The organism is Bremerella alba (assembly GCF_013618625.1).
GTDB lineage: Bacteria > Planctomycetota > Planctomycetia > Pirellulales > Pirellulaceae > Bremerella > Bremerella alba.
Window position 1 is genome coordinate 22,314 of sequence record NZ_JABRWO010000015.1, and the last position, 18,887, is coordinate 41,200.

Annotated in this window: 21 protein-coding genes; 14 read left to right on the plus strand and 7 right to left on the minus strand. The window is 55.6% G+C overall.

What is annotated here, in order from left to right; genetic code table 11:
• Positions 1–58: 58 nt before the first annotated feature.
• Positions 59–3,376, plus strand: coding sequence for a bifunctional [glutamate--ammonia ligase]-adenylyl-L-tyrosine phosphorylase/[glutamate--ammonia-ligase] adenylyltransferase (gene glnE, locus HOV93_RS22430; RefSeq protein WP_207398793.1), 3,318 nt, complete (start codon positions 59–61; stop codon positions 3,374–3,376).
• A gap of 55 nt (positions 3,377–3,431) precedes the next feature.
• Here the strand turns inward: glnE and HOV93_RS22435 are convergent, their stop codons facing one another.
• The 3 genes from HOV93_RS22435 to HOV93_RS22445 form a co-directional block, all read right to left on the minus strand.
• Positions 3,432–4,379, minus strand: coding sequence for a hypothetical protein (locus HOV93_RS22435; protein ID WP_207398794.1), 948 nt, complete (start codon positions 4,377–4,379; stop codon positions 3,432–3,434).
• A gap of 464 nt (positions 4,380–4,843) precedes the next feature.
• A complete protein-coding gene (locus HOV93_RS22440; RefSeq protein WP_207398795.1) occupies positions 4,844–5,371 on the minus strand; it encodes a hypothetical protein in 528 nt (175 codons plus the stop codon).
• Positions 5,372–5,414: 43 nt separating this feature from the next.
• Positions 5,415–5,762 (minus strand): P-II family nitrogen regulator, encoded by a 348-nt coding sequence (locus tag HOV93_RS22445; RefSeq protein WP_207398796.1) that lies wholly within the window; start codon positions 5,760–5,762, stop codon positions 5,415–5,417.
• A 115-nt stretch (positions 5,763–5,877) separates the two neighbouring features.
• Here HOV93_RS22445 and HOV93_RS22450 point away from each other — a divergent pair, with 115 nt between their 5' ends.
• The 9 genes from HOV93_RS22450 to HOV93_RS22490 all read left to right on the plus strand — a co-directional run bounded on the left by HOV93_RS22450 (position 5,878) and on the right by HOV93_RS22490 (position 14,005).
• Positions 5,878–6,624, plus strand: a complete 747-nt coding sequence (locus tag HOV93_RS22450) for a hypothetical protein (RefSeq protein ID WP_207398797.1) — start codon at positions 5,878–5,880, stop codon at positions 6,622–6,624.
• A 173-nt stretch (positions 6,625–6,797) separates the two neighbouring features.
• The gene (locus HOV93_RS22455) at positions 6,798–7,754 is read left to right on the plus strand and encodes a DUF1559 domain-containing protein (protein ID WP_207398798.1); all 957 of its coding nucleotides are present in this window, start codon (positions 6,798–6,800) and stop codon (positions 7,752–7,754) included.
• Positions 7,755–7,841: 87 nt separating this feature from the next.
• A complete protein-coding gene (locus tag HOV93_RS22460; protein WP_207398799.1) occupies positions 7,842–8,846 on the plus strand; it encodes a DUF1559 domain-containing protein in 1,005 nt (334 codons plus the stop codon).
• Positions 8,847–8,882: 36 nt separating this feature from the next.
• Positions 8,883–9,680: a DUF4198 domain-containing protein gene (locus HOV93_RS22465; protein WP_207398800.1), complete on the plus strand. Its 798-nt coding sequence runs from the start codon at positions 8,883–8,885 to the stop codon at positions 9,678–9,680.
• 287 nt (positions 9,681–9,967) lie between these two features.
• Entirely contained in the window at positions 9,968–10,234 is a 267-nt protein-coding gene (locus tag HOV93_RS22470; protein WP_207398801.1) for a hypothetical protein, read from the plus strand.
• Between the two features lie 55 nt (positions 10,235–10,289).
• A complete protein-coding gene (locus HOV93_RS22475; protein ID WP_207398802.1) occupies positions 10,290–11,495 on the plus strand; it encodes an iron-containing alcohol dehydrogenase in 1,206 nt (401 codons plus the stop codon).
• Between the two features lie 191 nt (positions 11,496–11,686).
• Entirely contained in the window at positions 11,687–12,511 is an 825-nt protein-coding gene (locus HOV93_RS22480; RefSeq protein ID WP_207398803.1) for a sugar phosphate isomerase/epimerase family protein, read from the plus strand.
• A 205-nt stretch (positions 12,512–12,716) separates the two neighbouring features.
• A complete protein-coding gene (locus HOV93_RS22485; RefSeq protein ID WP_207398804.1) occupies positions 12,717–13,511 on the plus strand; it encodes a thymidylate synthase in 795 nt (264 codons plus the stop codon).
• Positions 13,508–14,005 (plus strand): dihydrofolate reductase, encoded by a 498-nt coding sequence (locus tag HOV93_RS22490; protein ID WP_207398805.1) that lies wholly within the window; start codon positions 13,508–13,510, stop codon positions 14,003–14,005. Before HOV93_RS22485 ends, HOV93_RS22490 begins: the two co-directional genes overlap by 4 nt.
• 65 nt (positions 14,006–14,070) lie before the next feature.
• Here HOV93_RS22490 and HOV93_RS22495 read toward each other — a convergent pair whose 3' ends face one another.
• The gene (locus tag HOV93_RS22495) at positions 14,071–14,964 is read right to left on the minus strand and encodes a DNA-methyltransferase (RefSeq protein WP_315853458.1); all 894 of its coding nucleotides are present in this window, start codon (positions 14,962–14,964) and stop codon (positions 14,071–14,073) included.
• 346 nt (positions 14,965–15,310) lie between these two features.
• On the opposite strand from HOV93_RS22495, the gene HOV93_RS22500 reads away from it, so the two are divergent.
• From HOV93_RS22500 to HOV93_RS22515, 4 genes are all read left to right on the plus strand, one after another.
• Positions 15,311–15,691, plus strand: coding sequence for an STAS domain-containing protein (locus HOV93_RS22500; protein ID WP_207398806.1), 381 nt, complete (start codon positions 15,311–15,313; stop codon positions 15,689–15,691).
• A gap of 85 nt (positions 15,692–15,776) precedes the next feature.
• Complete coding sequence (locus HOV93_RS22505; RefSeq protein WP_207398807.1) at positions 15,777–16,169, plus strand: STAS domain-containing protein; 393 nt, start codon at positions 15,777–15,779, stop codon at positions 16,167–16,169.
• Positions 16,170–16,186: 17 nt separating this feature from the next.
• Positions 16,187–16,564, plus strand: coding sequence for a VOC family protein (locus HOV93_RS22510; RefSeq protein ID WP_207398808.1), 378 nt, complete (start codon positions 16,187–16,189; stop codon positions 16,562–16,564).
• A 54-nt stretch (positions 16,565–16,618) separates the two neighbouring features.
• The gene (locus HOV93_RS22515) at positions 16,619–17,164 is read left to right on the plus strand and encodes a YbaN family protein (RefSeq protein ID WP_207398809.1); all 546 of its coding nucleotides are present in this window, start codon (positions 16,619–16,621) and stop codon (positions 17,162–17,164) included.
• A gap of 67 nt (positions 17,165–17,231) precedes the next feature.
• Here the strand turns inward: HOV93_RS22515 and HOV93_RS22520 are convergent, their stop codons facing one another.
• The 3 genes from HOV93_RS22520 to HOV93_RS22530 are packed head-to-tail and all read right to left on the minus strand — an operon-like array spanning position 17,232 to position 18,864.
• Entirely contained in the window at positions 17,232–17,414 is a 183-nt protein-coding gene (locus HOV93_RS22520) for a hypothetical protein (RefSeq protein ID WP_207398810.1), read from the minus strand.
• A 22-nt stretch (positions 17,415–17,436) separates the two neighbouring features.
• Positions 17,437–17,937, minus strand: a complete 501-nt coding sequence (locus HOV93_RS22525) for a Minf_1886 family protein (protein WP_235990811.1) — start codon at positions 17,935–17,937, stop codon at positions 17,437–17,439.
• A gap of 6 nt (positions 17,938–17,943) precedes the next feature.
• Positions 17,944–18,864: a PSP1 domain-containing protein gene (locus HOV93_RS22530; RefSeq protein ID WP_235990813.1), complete on the minus strand. Its 921-nt coding sequence runs from the start codon at positions 18,862–18,864 to the stop codon at positions 17,944–17,946.
• Positions 18,865–18,887: the final 23 nt, after the last annotated feature.

Below are 18,887 nucleotides of genomic sequence, written 5' to 3' on the forward strand. Positions count from 1 at the left end.
AAACGGAACACTTCAAACGGAAAACGCACGATCCTATTTTGACGAATTCTGCCGGGGCATGAAATGTCAACTTTTTTGCGGCTTTCTTGTTTGCTTGCTTGCTATCGGAACGGTTGTTTTCCGCTTAGAATGGTGGTTTACTGAATTCACCCATTTCGCGACCCTGATTGCACTTGCGCTGCTTTCCGCGCCCCCGGCAGACAACGGCAATCACCAGGGCAAATACTTTAACGAGCGGCCCTTCGAAGCGACTATGACCGTATCTGATTTCGCTACGCTTGCTGAAAATTCTCAGGACGCAAGCAAGTGGCTTTCGCAACTGAAGATTGTTAACACGGCGCGCGGCCGAGAAAATATAAACAGCTTCGTGCGGTTGAACTTGCCGATCGACTTGCAATCGTCCCTTTGCGGGCAGTTAGCCCATGCGCTTCCCGGCTGTAGTGATCCGGACATGGCGCTGAATAATTTAGAGCGATTGTTCAGCCGTGCCCGAAGCCCGCTTAGTCTCGCCGCCTTGTTCGAACGCGATATGACTTCCATGACCACGCTGGTCCGGATCTTCAGTTCGAGTCAAAGCCTCAGCGATCAAATCATCTCGGATCCAGAAAGCTTCGAGTTGATTCGGATCACCGATGGGCAGCCGGCGGCGCGGCAGTATCTGGTCGCCGAGATTGTGACCGAGGTCCGGCAACTCAGCGACGAGAAAGCGATCATGAAAGCGCTGCGGCGCACCAAGCGGCGCGAGACGCTGCGGATCGCTTATGGCGACTTGATCTGCAATCAAAACATCGAGACCGTCACACGCCAAATTTCTTTCCTGGCCGATGCATTGATCGAAGCCGCTTACCAGGCCGCATGCAAGTTGGTCTCGCAGCGTTTCGGTAACCCCAAGCCGCGTAGCAGTCGCAATGGCAAGGCCGGCACACCGCGGTTTAGTGTCATCGCGCTGGGCAAGCTAGGCGGGTCCGAGTTGAACTACTCGAGCGACATCGACTTGATGTTTCTCTACGACGGTGACGGCAACACCGACGGCGAGAAATCGATCACCAACAAAGAATACTTCGAACGCGTCGGGCAGCGATTGATGAAGCTGCTGACCGAACCGACCGAGCTTGGCACGCCTTATCGAATTGACATGCGGCTGCGTCCCGAGGGAAGCCATGGCCCGCTGATCAACAGCCTGGAAGGGGCGCTGCACTACTACGATATCCTCGGCCGCACATGGGAACGCCAGGCCTTTGTCAAAGCGAGGGCCTGTGCCGGCGATGCCGCGTTGGGAGACGAGTTCCTCGAAAAGCAGGAACCGTGGATCTATCGCAATTATCTCAGCCGGGCAGATATCACCGGCATCAAAGCCCTCAAACGCCGGATCGAGAAACGGGCAACCGTCGCCGGCGCGGTCGATGCCAACGTCAAGACAGGGCACGGCGGCATTCGCGATATCGAGTTCGTCATTCAGTTTTTACAACTGCTCAACGGTGGCGACCTGGCGCAGATCCGCACGCCGAACACGCTCGAAGGAATTCGCACGCTCGAAGAGGTGGGCTGCCTGACACTGCAGGAAAGCGCGATCCTGAAAGACAACTACAGCTTTCTGCGTAAGGTCGAACATCGCCTGCAAATCATGTTCGACCTGCAAACCCATTCCCTGCCGAGCGAGCCGCTGGAACGCAACAAGCTGGCCATGCGGATGGGCTATGTCGACGACGCCGACTTCAAAGCGCTCACCAAGTTTCAAGCCGATTTCCAAGAGAAGACCGAGATCAATCGCAAGATTCTCGATCACCTGCTGCACGACGCGTTTCCCGACGACGAGGTCACCGCCCCGGTCGTCGATCTGGTTCTCGACCCTGAGCCAACCGCCGACGCGATCGACGAAGCGCTCTCGGATTACGGCTTCCACGATCCAAAGATCGCCTACGAAAATGTGATGGCGCTAACCCGCGAGCGGGTGCGTTTTCTGTCGACGCGTCGTTGCCGACACTTTCTCGCAGCGATCGCGCCCCAACTGCTCGAAGCCATTTCGCAAACGCCAGACCCCGACTCGACCCTGGTGAACCTGGCCCAGGTAAGCGATTCGCTCGGGGGCAAAGAAGTGTTGTGGGAGCTTTTCAGCGCGAACCCGGCGACGCTGCATTTGTACGTGCGGCTGTGTGCCGGTAGTCCGTATCTCTCGAACGTGCTGATCAGCAACCCCGGCATGATCGACGAGTTGATGGACTCGCTCATGCTCGATCGTTTGCCGAGCCGACGCGTGTTGGAAGAGATGATCTTAGAGCTCTGCCGCGGGGCCGAAGACATCATGCCGATCTTGCACAGCTTCAAAAACTTGATGCATCTGCGGGTCGGTGTGCTCGATATTCTGCGTAAGAAGGACCTACATACACGGCTGCAAACGCTTTCGGACGTGGCCGAAGTTTGCCTGCACCAAATCGTCTTTCGCGAGTATCGCCAACTGGTTGCCCGCTTTGGCGAACCACGTCTGCCCGATGGCACGCCGTGCGATTTGATCATTCTCGGTCTCGGTAAAATCGGTGGGGCCGAACCGAACTACCATAGCGATCTCGACATCATCTTCGTCTACGAAGGCAACGGAAATACGGTTGTTGATGCCCGGCATCGGGGCGCGAGCAGCACGACCAACCAGCATTTCTTCGGCCAGCTCGGCCAGCGGATTATCAAGAGCGTGAACGAGTTGGGGCCGTATGGTCGGCTGTATGAACTCGACCCGCGTCTTCGCCCGACCGGCAAGAGCGGGCCCATGGCCGTGACTTTGGAAGATCTTTACAACTACCACGCCAACGGAACCGGCGAGTTATGGGAACGTCAGGCCATGACCAAGGCCCGGCCGATCTTTGGCCCGCCAAGTGGGTGCGAAGCAGCCGAGAAAACCGTTCGCGATGCCATTGCTTGTCGGCCCTGGAAACCTTCCGATGCCGACGAGATCCGCAAGATGCGAACCCGCATGGAAGAAACGGCTTCGCGGAACAACATCAAACGCGGCCCAGGCGGAACCGTCGATATCGAGTTCATCGTGCAGATGCTGCAACTGAAGCACCTGGCCGAGAGCCCGGAAGTGATGGTGCCCAACACGCTCGACGGCCTGAAGCTTCTGCACGAAAAGGGCTACCTCAGCCAAGAAGACCACGACTATTTCTACAACGCGTACGAGTTCCTCCGCATGGTGGAAGCCCGACTGCGGCTGATGAACACCACGGCCCGGCACGACCTGCCGGAAGAACGCTTAGAGGTCGCCAAGCTGGCCTACCTGCTCGACTACGAAGACCCCGCCACGCTGCTGAAAGAGTGCCGCCAAATGACCCGCGAAACCCGCCGCCGGTTCGACCTGATCTTTGATAAGGCAGCCGCTGGATAAGCGAAACGCGGTTGTGCCTTTTCAGTTGATTCTCCGATCAATCCATATCGACGCATTAAGAACAGTCGTAGCCCAATCCGCTGAGATCTCTATCAAGCATCTTTCCTAGATTCTGATTCGAGTAACGAATTGCTTCTTGAACCTCTTGGGGGACGCTTGAAAGTACTGTACTGGATTTCCACCGAACCACCGCATTTAGCATGCTGATGAAAACACGGCGAGGGAATGAATAGGTCGACAGGCCTGGTATCGGTAAGAGGGGTTGATGATGGAGAGTACTACAAATTCGATTAAACAATTTAAGACATGACGCTTGCGCAGGATTCACTTTCTGCCCTGTAGGTACTCTTACTGTGGTTTCGGGAACAAAACTCGAGTCCACGCCAATTTGTCCATATAGTTGCTGCATGAACCCAACGCTGTTATTACAAAATTCCTCAAAGAAAAAGACATGCACACGATCCTGTCCGAATACATTAAAGAGGTGTTCGACATACTTGTCGTAGAAAAGTCGTTGATAAAGTCCGTGGGCATACGGAGAACTTAGACCGGTCGAACCGTTAATCACAGGCGACGATCCCTTAATGAGAAATTCCTTTCGAGACAGCACCCCACCTTCACGTATGTATTGACACCAAACTGAATCGAGAAAGGAATACTGTTCTCTGAGAACTACTAGAATCTTAGTTTCCGGGAAAGACTGCCCAAGAATATCAACTATGTACTGGGAATTCGCTCCACTGTACATGGCCCCGGAAAGCCCCTCAAAACTCCAAATCACCTTTTTGCCAGAAACCGTTTTATCCCGAATTCCATTAAAATAATTGACGAGTTCTTGGCGACAAAACCCATTGCTCCCCAGATGAATATTCCACATCAATTCTCTTGCTTCTGGATTTTTGTTCCAAGTAACCGTCTCAATTTCCGGATGGGAACTCAGTCCGATATCTTGAAAATAGGTGGATGCTGCTTTGTGCATTCCAATGTGAATTACGTCGATCACAATACCCCTCAGAACCGGTGAATCACAAACATATTGTTACAAACCCACCTCACCCTCAAAATTTAAATAATTTCATCATGATACCACGCGCATACTCAATATTCACAAAGATCAGATTAAGTCTATATGATGTTGAAACCCATCACCGGTTCAATCAGATCTTCTAGAAAGCTACCTGCGGACTAGAGTGACCCAACCGCGGATGGACGCGGATAAGAATATCGCTGCGGGATGGATCAAGAGCACGTGGTGGCCCAGAGATTTATCTCTGGGTAGCCGCAGGCTACAAGCGGCTAATGCATCAAGCTTGTACAAAATAGAACGTCTCTATCTTCAGTAACATCCATTCATGAGCCACTTGTCGGCGATGCCGACCCAGAGATGAATCTCTGGGCCAACCGTTGTTGGGGATTTGTAGTCGCCCTGCGATTGAATATCCATTCTCGACCCGCGACACGCGGTCCCTACGGGCGGCCCAAATCTCTTGCCGAAGGGGTCGAGCGTTCTTGCTGAGCCCGCGGGGCGATCATCCCTGGTCGCGATGGCCCGCGGTAAAGTTGCTGCTGCGTTCTTTCGCTGGGAGACAGTCGTTTTCGCATCAGTGGATCGCGCGTGGTGCGCTGCGTTCCTAGCAAGGGGCTACTCAGGTTGCGTAGTGGATCGGTCGACGGTAACACGTTTCCGGCGGCGTCTCTTATTCTTGCGTCGCGTTTCTCCGGCAGGATCGGCAACTTGCCGGTGACGTCGTACCCTTCGCGTTCCAATCGTTTCTGCACAGGGTTCACGCGGGTACGACCACTGTAGAGGGTATCGAAGACCATGTTCCGCCGTGGCAGAAGTCTTGGCCGCAAGTAATAGGGAACACCCAGAGCCGGGGTAGCCTCTGTTGTTGGGCGGGCCTGGGGCTCTTCCCCCCAGATCTTGGCCGAAGCGTAGAAGGCCACGATCAAAAAGATGGCTGCGGCAATCAAACCGATGAGCAGGTGTCGCATCACTTGGGACTCCTTTTACCCCCGGCCTGATCGACGACCGGGGCTAGGTTTCTTTCTGCCGAGAATCGTAATCGGCGAAGTCGATCATGTCGGCTGCGAAGGTCATCGGCAGGACGAAGATCTTTCCGTCCCCCATGCGGCCACTGCGTGCGACCGCGACAATCTTCCGCACGGTTTCTTCGACCCGCGAATCATCTAACCACATGCTGATTTCGATCTTGGGCAGAAACGTTTTGGAATATTCACTCTCGCTGTACTCGTCGAGATAATTCTTCTGCCGGCCAAAACCTTTCACCTCACGGACGTTGAGTGCTTCCAGCGGGGCGCGGCTGAGCGTGTCCAACACTTTCTCAGCCAAATAAGGCTTCACGATGGCGATAATTTGCTTCACGTTATTGAATTCTTTCGCTTTCTGAACGAAATCCAACCGATGCGACCGGCAGGTTTTGGCCGTAGCCGCTGTATCTTATAGTAAACCTTAAGCCTAATGCCCCGCTAGGGAGTTTGTGAAACTTGCTCCTTTGTTGCGGGAGTATTACAATCGGGACTTCCCCACCGAGATCGGGAACCCACCTTTATTTCCCCCCCCGGAAAGCCTCTCTACCGCGATGCACGCGTGGTATCAACTTACCGACCAGTCACTCGGAAAACGTAGCATTACGTTTATCCTGCTGAGTACTATGGTCTTATGGGGAGCCGGCATCACCCTTTCGGTGCCGAATTTCAAAGACACCAGCGTCCCGTTCATGTGCCAGGATCACGCTTGTTCCTGTCGCAACGCCGGTAACTGCTGGAACCATTGCTGCTGTTTCAGCCGAACCGAGAAGTTGGCCTGGGCCCAGAAAAATCAGGTTCAACCGCCTGAAAAGTTTGTGGCCGAATTAAAGAAGACAGTCGACACCTCGTCGGAATTTTGCGGCGAGTCAACACTTCGGCCTGACGTTTACGCCGCGCTTTGCACACTGCGAGGGACCAGTTCGGCGAAAACAGACGCTGCTTCCTGCTCGACCAAATCGTGTGTCGCGACTAGCAGCGAGCCCCAAGAGGCCCCTGCGTCACGTCCCATCTCGTTGACCAATTCGATGCGGTGCCATGCCTTGGCTAGCGTCACATTGATCTACTCGCCGGTGCTGGAATTCGATCTGGGCATCGGCCAAATGGTGGCTTTAGAAATCGAAGCCATGCCCCATGATTCTCTATTGCGGCCCACCTCTTTCCGCGCCGCGCCCGACTCGCCTCCTCCGCAGGCCTAACGTGTTTCTCAATATCTGATGAATGAATGCGTGTGCGCTGCTGCGCGCTTGCATGTTGCTATCGGTGTTCTGACGGCAACCTCTCCTCCCTGAAAGGGCGTCAAATAGCCCGCTGGAAATGAAGAGTCACTTCTTACTTCTTTAAAACACGTTACTTACTTAAAAACATAATCATGAATAGACGACAAGCTTTTACGCTGGTCGAGCTTCTGGTGGTGATTGCTATCATCGGAATCTTGATCGCTCTGCTGCTACCTGCTGTGCAACAGGCTCGCGAGGCCGCTCGGCGGATGCAATGCACCAATAACCTGAAGCAGCTGACGCTCGCTTTGCACAACTACGACGGGTCCCTCGGCAGCTTTCCGCCGGGCGGTTTGGGTTATCCGATGGTTTGGTCGGCTCAGGCCCAGTTGCTTCCTTATGTCGAGCAGGGCAACCTGCAAGATTTGCTCGACTTCACCCAACCCCCACTGACTGCTTTTGGGGGTCCTGCCCAAAACGAAAACGCGGCCCAAACGACGATCGACATGCTTCTCTGTCCGAGTGACAAGGACGAAGTGCCTGGTTCGATCTACGGTGGTATCAGCTATCCGGCTAACGCAGGAAGCGGAATCAACAGCCTCAGCATCGCTACCGACGACGGTGCCATTTCCAATGCCGATGGGGTCATCTTCTCACTGTCGAAAACTAGTTTCCGTGACATTACCGACGGCACCAGCAATACGGTCGTGTTCAGCGAGCATCTGCTGGGCGACGGCGGAACGACAGCCCCGACGAACGATGACTATCGATTCCGCGTTGTGGAACTCGATACGTCGACGCAGACGACCGAATCCGCTTGTACTGCGAGTAGTGCCCCGGCTTGGTCGGGGCAACGTGGCGCGAAGTGGATCAACGGCCATCTGGCCGACACGATGTACAACCACTGGTACGGCCCGAACTCCAACAATCCGGACTGCCATAACGGCTACCACAACTTCGCCATCACGAGTGCCCGGAGCCAACATCCTGGCGGCGTGCAAGTTGCGATGGCCGATGGAAGTGCCCGGTTCGTCGGAGAGACCGTCGCGATCGAAATCTGGAGAGCGATCGCAACCCGTGGCGGCGGCGAAGTCGTCTCTGAGTACTAACGATATTGGTAATCACTGTCTGGTTGGCACACGGGCGAAATACCGCTGGTGTGCCACGATGCAGTTTCTCATAGGAAGCATAATATTATGAAACGACAAGCTTTTACGCTGGTCGAGCTTCTGGTGGTGATTGCCATCATCGGAATCTTGATCGCTTTGCTGCTACCTGCTGTGCAACAGGCCCGCGAGGCCGCTCGGCGGATGCAATGCACCAATCAGCAGAAGCAGCTGGTTCTGGCAATGCACAACTACGAAAGCACCTTTTCGAGTTTTCCTGGCCTGGCGTTTGATAGCGCGTATGGCTTTAGTGTTCAGGCCAAGATTTTGCCATTTGTCGAACAAGGCAACCTGCAAGATCTGATCGACTTCAGCATTCCGTTGATGGTTGGTTCCGGCGGGAGCCAATCGCTCAATCCGACGCACGGGCCGGCGGCGGAAAAGGTCGTGGACCTGTTCCTGTGTCCTAGCGACGGTGAAAACCCGGTCTTTGAAAACGCCAATACTGCCAACGACTCTTTCGCCGGCACGAACTACGTTGTCTGCACGGGGGACGGAACCGGGTCGACCTACGATACCAGGGCCGCCACCAACGGCATGTTCTGGTGGGGTTCGCAGGCCAAGTTTCGCGACATGACCGATGGCACCTCTAACACGGCCATTCTGTCAGAATCGCTGCTGGGCGATAAGACCGAAACGACCGGCACCGTGACCGACCCCAAGCGGCAAATGGCCCGCTATGGTGGCGGCGGCATGGGGGGCGCCGGCGAAGGCTTTACCGGAGCCCCGGGGCATAACCCCGACATGGCGACGGCTGCCAGTAGCGCTGGCAATATCGACGGCAAAGGACGCGGATCGTGGATCTGGGGACGAGAGCACATGACAACGTTCAATACGTACATGGCTCCGAACAACCAGAACCCCGACGTCCATCGCAACGGATTCGGCTGGTTTGCACCGCGCAGCCAACATCCTGGCGGCGTCCAAGTAGGTCTTGCCGATGGTTCGGTGCGGTTCATTCCGGAAACGATCAACCTGACCACCTGGCGTGCTCTGGGCACCAAAGGTGGCGGCGAAGTCCTCGGCGAATTTTAATTCTCTCTACAAATTCTTTACGACAAGGTTAAACACATGACACGACTACTTTCCCTTTCATTGTTTCTTTTTGCTCTGTCGGCATCGGCATCTGCGCACGATACGTGGGTCGAGACCAACACCAATATCGTTCGCCCTGGCGATGCGATTTATACGGACCTGAAGCTCGGAAATCATGGCAACCACCATCGCGATTTCAAACTGGCCAGCAAGATCGGTTTAGAGGACCTGACCTGGGAAGTGATTTCTCCGAGTGGCGAAAAGTTTGACGCCCAGAGCGTTGCCATCGATACCGGGTACGCGCCGAAGGAAGGTTTCTGGAATGCCAAATACGTGGCCGAGAAGCCTGGGCTGTACACGGTGGTTCACACCTTGGACAAGCTCATCAATCACGGCACCCCTATCCGCGCGATGAAGAGCAGCAAGACTTTCTTTATCGTCAGCGAAAGCCTGGACCAGGTTCCCAGCGACCTGACTGGCTTTGATAAGCCGCTGGGACATACGCTGGAACTGGTTCCTACCGTCAATCCGGTTGCCCCGCTGGGTCCTGGCAAGCCGATTGAAGTTCAATTGCTGTTCCACGGTAAGCCGCTCAAAGACACGGTCGTTTCGTTCGTGCCACGTCGCGAAAGCTTGAAAGAAGGTTTCGATGAAACGTACGAACGCAAGACGGATGAAAACGGCATGGCCAGCTTCACGCCTAAGACTGGCGATCAGTACCTGGTGGTCGTGCACGTGACCGACGAAGACGCCAAGGGAGACGGCTTCGAGAAGACGGCCTACAGCGCCACGCTGACAGTGATCGTCCCCGAGCGCTGCCCCTGCTGCGGCTAGTAAATCTCTTCGGCCCTCTTGCCGGTCCCCTCTCCCGTCCCCAGGGAGAGGGCTAGGTTGAGGTTTTTTGAAGCAAGCACCCGGTTCGCCCCTAACCCTCTCCTCAAGGGGGCGAGGGGACCGGCGTTGCTGCTGCCAGCAGTGATACTATGGGTAAAATTTGCTGGAATTCTCCTGGCTGAATAGCCGATCGCTTTACAGGTTTCGTTGACTCTGTCACGATAAATTTTCGGCCGCACCTGTTTGCGGTCTTCTTTGCTTTCTTGAATGCGAAAAGGATGCCCCTGATGGCCAACTCCTACTCCAAACATCAGCAAAACATCATCAAGCGTTACTACGACAACAAGGACGCCATCGCGACGCAAAAGCTGCAAGAGAATATCACCGAGCTGTACCTCGCCGAAGGCAAGAAGCGGGCCACCGTCTGGAAGCGCATCATCGGCCATCTCGAGAAGCTGGAAGTCCCCAAGAAGCAGATCGATCACCTGGTCGCTTCGGACGATGCCACGTTGGTCGCGAAGTATTTGGAACGCATACTGGCCAAGCAAGACTAAGCACCCTCTTTGTGTCCCCTCTCCCCTGACGGGAGAGGGGATCAGATTAAATATCATGGCACAATCCTGGAGCTTCTTCTCCGCCGGGCAGTTCACTTTTGGATGCGGCTCGCGACACGAACTCGGTAAGCGGGCCGCCGGACGTCGGTATCGAAAAGTTCAAATCATCACCGACGCCACGCTTTCCGGTTTGGGGATGGTGCAGCCGTTGGTTGACGACCTGGCCGAGCATGGCATTCAGGTGGAAGTCTTCGACGGAAGTGTCGCCGAGCCAGATTTGGAAATCGCCAAAAACGCGGCCTTGATGGCTGGTACCTTTCAGCCCGATGCAATTCTCGGCCTGGGGGGCGGCAGCAATATCGACTTGGCTAAGGTCACAGCGGTACTGGCCACCCACGGCGGCCAGCCGCAAGACTTCTTTGGCTGGGACAAGGTTCCGTCGCAGATTGTTCCCGTAATCGCGATGCCAACGACCGCCGGCACCGGTAGCGAGGTCTCGCAGTCGGCCGTGCTGACCGATCGCGAGACGAACATGAAGGTCAGTATTCTCAGCCAGTTCATGCGACCAGCGTTGGCGATTGTCGACCCGGAGCTGACCTTCAGCTGTCCGAAACAAGTCACGGCTGATAGCGGCATCGATGCGCTGACGCATGCCGTCGAAGCGTATCTGTCGAAGGAGTCTGGCAAGATCGCGGCCGAGCCAGGCGAGCCCGTTCCCTACAGCGGCAGCACGCCGATCGGTGAGTTGTTTTCCGAAGAGGCGATCGCATTGGTCGGGCGATACCTGGCGGCAGCCGTTCATAACCCGCACGATCGCGAGGCCCGCGAGAAGATGGCGCTCGCTGCTTCGTTGGCAGGGCTGGCGTTCTCGAACTGCGGCGTGGCAGTGGTTCACGCGCTCGAGTACCCCATCGGCGGCCGCGTGCACTGTAGCCACGGTGGCGGCAACGGTTTATTGCTTCCCTACGTGATGAAGTACAACCTGCCCCAGCGCGAGGCGAAGCTTTCGCGGATCGCTCAGCTTCTGGATCCGATCTGTGATTTCGCCAGCGACATGGAAGGGGCGATGCTCGCGATACGCCAAGTCGAACAGCTGAAGAGCCTGATTGGTATTCCCGAGAAGCTCAGCGCGTATGGTGTGACCGAGGATATGCTACCTGACTTCGCGGACAAGTCGTTTGCGATCACGCGCCTGATGAACATTAATCCACGCACGCCAACACGGGATGACCTGCTACAGATTCTAACCGAAGCGTTGTAAACGCATGGTTGTCCCTTCCGCATGAATCCCATAGAACGGAGTGTTCCTCATCTTGTTCCCTCGCCCCTCGGCGGAGAGGGTTAGGGTGAGGGGGCGAGCGACATATAACGTAGCTCGTTTTTCTTCCAACCACGAACAAAAAACCCTTACCCTGGCCCTAAACCTGCCAGAAAGAGGGGACACGAGAAACCATGTTCAAATACGCTATCTGCAACGAAACGTACCAAGACTGGACGCTGGAAACGGCCCTCGCGCATGCGAAAGAGTCTGGCTACGACGCGGTGGAAATCGCTCCGTTTACGCTCGCTTCAACCGCCTACGATGTGACTGCCAAGCAGCGTGGCGAGATCCGCGGAAAGATCGAAGATGCCGAGCTCGATGTGGTCGGCCTGCATTGGCTCTTGGCCAAAACCGAAGGCTTCTACCTGACGACGCCGGATGATGCGGTACGCCAGAAGACAAGTGACTACTTCTGCGAATTGGCCCGGCTGTGCAGTGACCTGGGTGGCAAAATCATGGTACTGGGCAGCCCTCAGCAGCGGAATCTGTTGCCAGGCGTCAGCGAATCGGAAGCGATGAAGCTGGCCGCCGATTGCATCCGCAAAGCGATGCCTACTTTGGAACAGTGCGACATCACCTTGGCCCTGGAACCACTGGGCCCGGCCGAAGGGGACTTCCTGAACACGGCCGAGAAGGGGATGGAGTTGATGGACCTGATCGACTCGCCCAATTGCAAGATTCACCTGGACGTCAAAGCGATGTCAGCCGAAGACAAGCCGATCCCGCAGATCATCCGGGAAACGCATCCTCACATCGCCCATTTCCACGCCAACGACCCCAACAAACGCGGTCCCGGCATGGGAGACGTCGACTTTGTTCCCATTTTTCAAGCATTGAAAGAAGTCGATTACCGTGGCTGGGTTTCAGTGGAAGTCTTCGACTACGAGCCTGGCATCGAATCGCTCGTGAAGGACAGCATCGCCTACATGCACAAGTGCGAAGCGGCAACAAGCTAGTCTCGAAGCACCGCTCCTGTGCTCTTGTCCCCTCGCCTCTTGGGGGAGAGGGCTAGGGTGAGGGGCGAAGCGTGACCGACAACACAACCCGGTTCAACGGATACACAAAGCGGATTACGAGGGAGGCCGAATCACTTAGGCCCACCACCATTGAAATCCCGCACCCTAGCCCTCTCTCTTCAAGGGAGCGGGGACAAGAAATGTTATGCGACAGTACCTTGATTTGATGCAGCGAATTCTCGACGAAGGGGTCGAGAAGCACGATCGGACCGGCACCGGCACGCTCAGCGTGTTCGGCCATCAAATGCGGTTCGACCTGTCGGAAGGGTTTCCGGTCGTCACGACGAAGAAACTGCATCTGCGTTCGATCATTCATGAACTGCTGTGGTTTCTCAAAGGGGAAACCAACATCCAATATCTGCGCGAGAACAAAGTCCGTATTTGGGACGAGTGGGCCGACGCGGATGGCAACTTGGGGCCCGTTTACGGAAAGCAGTGGCGCAGCTGGCAGACGCCTGATGGCGAAGCGATCGACCAGGTTTCGCAAGTGGTTCAGCAGATCAAGACAAATCCTGATTCGCGTCGCTTGATTGTTTCGGCCTGGAATGTGGCCGATGTTCCGCAGATGGCGTTACCCCCGTGCCACCTTCTTTTTCAGTTCTATGTGGCCGAGGGCAAGCTGAGCTGCCAGTTGTACCAGCGGAGTGCTGACGTGCTGTTGGGCGTGCCGTTCAACATTGCCTCGTACGCACTGCTGACGATGATGATCGCCCAGGTATGCGATCTTCAGCCAGGCGACTTCGTTCATTCGTTTGGTGATGCCCATCTCTATTCGAATCATTTAGAGCAAACCAAGCTCCAGCTTTCGCGCGAGCCCAAAGCGCTACCGACGATGAAGATCAACCCGAACGTGAAGGACTTGTTCGCGTTCAGGATCGAAGACTTCGAGCTACAAGGTTACGACCCGCACCCGCACATTTCTGCCCCGGTCGCCGTATGAGAATTTCGATGATCGTCGCGGCCAGCCAAGACTGGGTGATCGGCCGCGATGGAGACATGCCGTGGCGATTGTCCAGCGATCTGAAGCGGTTCAAGAGCCTGACCATGGGTCACCCGATGATCATGGGACGCAAGACGTACGAGTCGATCGGGCGGCTGCTGCCAGGACGCACGACAATCATCGTCACGCGCGACCCCAGCTATCAGGTCGAAGGGGCGGTGATCGCTAACAGCGTCGGCGATGCCGTCGCCGCATGTCACGAAGCGGACGAAGCGTTTGTGGTAGGGGGCGCGGAAATTTATCAAGCCATGCTCCCATGGACCACGCGGCTCTATCTGACCAAAGTGCTTGCGATGATTCCCGACGGCGACACGCACTTCCCACTGCTCGACTTCCACCACTGGCACTTGGAGTCGGCCGAAGAGATTCCGCCCGACGCGAAGAATCAGTACCCTACCCGCTTTGAAGTGTGGGACCGGCTACCGGAAGCGTAGGGGTCTCGCTTGCCGCGATGCAGGCACCAGGGTATCGGCCCGGCCACGTGCGGCGGCCTATCGGACTAGGTCGTGGGCTGTTTCAGCCGGCGGCCCTTGGCCGTGCTAGGGGCGCTGGTAAGTGGGTTTTCGGACCCGACCAGGGGATCGCCTTCTTTAACTTTCGCCAGGCGCTCGCGGACCTGTTTGGCGTAGTCTTTGGATAGCTCGAAGCCTAGTGGCTGGCGGCCTAGCTTCTTCGCGGTTACCAACGTCGAGCCGCTGCCGGCGAAGGGATCCATGACGACCTCTCCTTCGCTGGAACAGCATTTGATAATCCGACCCAGCAGTTGTTCTGGCATTTGACAACCGTGGAAGCCTGCACGCTCTTTAAAGGTGCCGGCGACGCGGGGGAAGTACCACGTATCTTCTTCGCTGCTGAAGCTTTCCGGGGCATCTTGGGGACGCAGAATCCAGGTATCGTCCGGAACGCGTCCTTTGGGATTGGCTCGCTTATCGCCGTAAACCAGCATCCGGGCACTCGGTACGCGGATCTCTCCGTCGTTGAAGGTGAACTGCTTCGCATCCTTGGTGAAGTAAAAGATATGCGCGTGGCTGCGGGTGAACTTGCTCTTGCAGTGCACGCCAAAGGTGTAATACCAAACGACCCAGTTGCGACAATGAAGCCCGAGCGTGCGCGTGGCGAGAACTTTCAATTCGGCCGCGAATTCATCGCCAATTGCCAGCCAGAATGCCCCGGTAGGTTTGAGAACTCGCGAGACTTCTCGCATCCATTGTTCGCTCCACTCGAGATACTCGTCGACCGATCGCCGGTCGTCGTAGACGTCGTACTTATAGCCGATGTTAAAGGGGGGATCGGCGAAAGCCAGGTCGATGCATCCCTCAGGCAGCTTCTTCATCTGGGCAATGCAATCGCCGGTCGTCAATCCAGTGGCGGGAAGTTTCAGCGGCGTCGCCACAGCGGCCCTCCTTGGCATGAATGATCGTACAATCTGGGACTGGAAGTATTAGTGTAGCCCGGCAAGCGGCAGGGCGCAATGCAGTCCGGTCGCCGTATCTTAACGCATTCTTGGACAAACGTGTGCACGCCCGAATCTGAAGCCGCTTCGCTGAAAGAAAGTAACACCTATGAACTGCGGATGGGTTCGGTTCGCAGCGAGAACCGGTCGGAAAGTCCCCATCTTTCGGATTTCGCTGGTTGACCTTACCTCAATGGTAGGAGATGCTAAATCAATGAAACGCCGTGAAGGGTTTCTCCTCATTGAGCGCTTGTGAGGTGATCCACTCCCTTGGAAAGGGCCAGCCATGAACGACGCCGCACCCACGTTAGTCCACCATCAGATTGCCGGCAAAGTCCTCGTTCTCACCCCGCAAGTCGAACAGATGCGCGACACCGAGATCTGTTATTCGATTCGGGATGGAATGACCGACTATGTGAAACAGGTCGATCATCGCCGTGTCGTGATCGATATGCAAAACGTTAACTTCGTCAGCAGTATCGGAATCCTCGCGTTTCTGAATCTTCGTCGAGCGGTCCCCAATGACGAAGAACGAATCATTTTTTGCAATCTGTCTTCCTCGCTCACCAGCATGTTCAGAATTTGCAAATTAATCTCAGAAAACCCTAACGACCCAACGCCGTTCGATTCCGTAGACACTCTTGAGTCGGCTTTGTCGACCGCGTAACCTGCGCAAAATGGAGCCCATCTACCCACCGATCGTATTTGTAAATCGGTCCCCACCCCAACCATGCTAGGCGGAGCACGGACGCATGAACGCCAAGGTCACGAATTCACTCGTTTCGTTCGAAGAGGTCGACGGTGTGCACGTTGTCACGCCGCTGGTGAGCAACATGCGCGACGCCAACAACTGTTTGGCGATTCGCGAATTGACAATCGAATATGGCCAATCACGTCGGCCGGAAAAAGTCTTAATAGATTTGAGTCAGGTACGCTTTATGTCGAGCGTTGGCGTCCGCGTGCTCGTCTCTTTGCTGCGACAAGTCTGCGAAGTTCAGGGCCGAATCATGGTCTGCAGCCTGAATGGAGAGTTGCGGGGAGTACTTTTCGTCTGTAGCCTAATATCAGACGATATGAATCAACCGGGACCGCTAGAGGTGGCAACAAACCGTGAGGACGGCCTCGCTCGCCTGCGTTCCCCCTAACAAGGCTTGCCCTCCCCATGCCCGATTTGCTCCTCGAAGCCGTTAATCCTGTTCTGCCGTCTCGCGACGTAAAAGCCGCCATCCAGTTTTATGTCGACAAGCTGGACTTCAAGGTATCGTTTCAAGATGCAGACGATCCGCGCTACGCATCGATCATTCGAGATCGGGTCGAAATCCATCTTCGCTGGCACGATCCCTCGAGTTGGGACCGAGTCGAGCGACCGAACATTCGTATCGCCGTATGCGATGTCGAGCACCTTTACAGCGTGTTTCAGCCCTTGGGGATCTTTGCTTCCGATACTACGCTCCGAGATACGGCATTTGGCACACGGGAGTTTGGCCTTTTCGATCCCGATGGGAACTTGCTGACGTTCTATTCCGACCTGGGAGAGTAGTCGTCGGCCTGCCGGAACGGTTTGTTATATACACTTAGAGGTCCGGCTTTCGCTATGAATCATCCTCCGGTACCTGAGATCGCTTGGTCCAAGCGGCTAATCTACTTGGGCTGCGCGACCATATTTTTCATGCTGGCCATCCTGGGCATGATCTTGCCGATTGTCCCAGCCACACCGTTTCTGTTGGTCACCAGCTACTTCCTGGTGCGTTCCTTTCCGAAGCTGAACGACCTGCTGCTCGACACGCCCTATTTCGGTCCGATCCTTTACGACTGGGAAGTTCGCAAAGGCATCAAGACCAGCACCAAGATCCAGGCGATCGCCTCGGTTGTTCTCGGTTGGGGAATTTCGCTGCTCGTTTTTCCGATACCAAGCTGGGCCCTGATTCTCATGGCCGTCTTGGTGATAACCGGGATCCTTGTCATCTACCTGGTCCCAGAGCCGCGCGACCCGGTCAAGATTGCCGAGGGTAAGAGCAATTCCAGCGATCAGCAAGAAGAAACGATCAACAACGACGAGGTCCACAAATCGCACGAGCTAGAGCGGAAACAGCGGGAATGGGATCGCACCCAACGCCAGCCCCATGGCGACAATCGTTGATGGAAACCCTTTCTCTTCCCAGCCCCTATCCCCCTAGGAAGACACAATCAGCAAGCCTGTAAAACGACTAGATCGTTCCGACTTGCTGCAGCGCAAGATACGCCAAGAGACTGAACCAAATGACCGCGATCACGGCCATCGCGATCAAGAAACCGAGATGCCGTTTGGGTGGATTCGACGTGGGCAGATAGACGGGCACCTTGCGTGGCTGATCGCGCGAGGATGCTTGTTTGTTTTTGGCGGCCGCCATGTTTCTTCCCTGTAGGCTCGTGCTAAGCTTGCCCTGATTCTTCCGACAGTTCGAAGTCGAAGTTCTTCACGAACGCGTCTTCAAAGTCGTACTGATCATTGAAGTCTTCGCGGCGATCCGATTTCGACTTTCGCATCATCCCGATGCCGATCAAGTTGTACACTATCTCGCCGAAATCACCGGTGGTGTGGATGCCCCACGAGTTGAGCACCACTTTCGCCAGCAAACCATATTGCTGCTGGGCGTACTGACGGATAGCCAAGCACAGCACCTGACCGGTGAGATGGCGTTCAACGTCTTCTTCCTCTTCATCCCAGCCTTCAAGCTCGTCTTCGAGTTCGTCGATCTCTTCCTCGAAACATTCCAGGTCTAGGTCTTCTTCCTCGGATGGGTCTTCGTCCTGATCCTCTTGAAATCGCTGGCCGAAGGAAAGGGCTTCGCGGACAAATTGATATGCTTCCATGCGATAGCGCGAATCATCTTTGAGCAGCTGCATGAAGGCGGAATAAGTATCTTCGGACATGCCGTTTTATTCCTTCGGAGTGTCTGGATTGGATTGGGTGTTCTCGCCGCTTTCGTCTGCGGCTTCCTTCTTATCGCGACGTTTGCCGCGTCTGGAACTTCCCCCGGTTTGGCCGTTGCCGCGTTTGAGGATCGTCAGCACGTCGCTGGCATCGATCATGATGTTGCGGTTGTCTTCCATACGGACCAACAGCTGCCCGGCTAAAATCTCGTGATTCAACACGCGACCACGGCCATTGCTAGTCACAATGTCGCTACCAATCGGCGGAAGGTCGCGTTGTAGCTCTTCGTACGTGTCGTACTCGTAACGCAGGCAACACTTGAGTCGTCCGCAGCGTCCGGAAATCTTCGTCGGGTCGAGCGTCGCTTTCTGAAGCTTGGCCATCCGCATCGATACCGGGGGCATTTCGCTCAGATGCGTGTTGCAGCAGACCGGCTTTCCGCAATCGCCGTAATCGGCCAGCAATTTGGCCTCGTCTCGGACACCGATTTGCCGCATTTCGATACGTGTCTGCAGTTCGGAAGCCAACGCTTTGACCAGATCGCGAAAATCGACTCGCGACTCGGACAAGTAGTAAACGACAATTCGCTCGCCGCCGAACAAGTGCTCGACGTCGACCAGTTGCATTGGAAGATCCATCTCGCCGATCACGCGGCGGACCGTTTCCACTTCGCGCTGGGTGTCTCCCAGCATGTGCTCGGTCTGCTTAATGTCTTCGACCGACATGGCCCGCATGATGCTGCCAAAGGTCGGATCGCTAAGCTGGTTGACCGCGTCGTCGGTGGCAATGCAAAGCACATCCCCCACCTCCAAGCCGCGCTTGGTGCGAATGATGACTTGGTCGTCGCGGTTGTATTCATCTTTTGCTCGGGCCGAGAACACGCCTATAAAACGCATGACCCCGTAGCGAACGATGTATTTCGCCATACTGAATATCTTTATATCGCCGC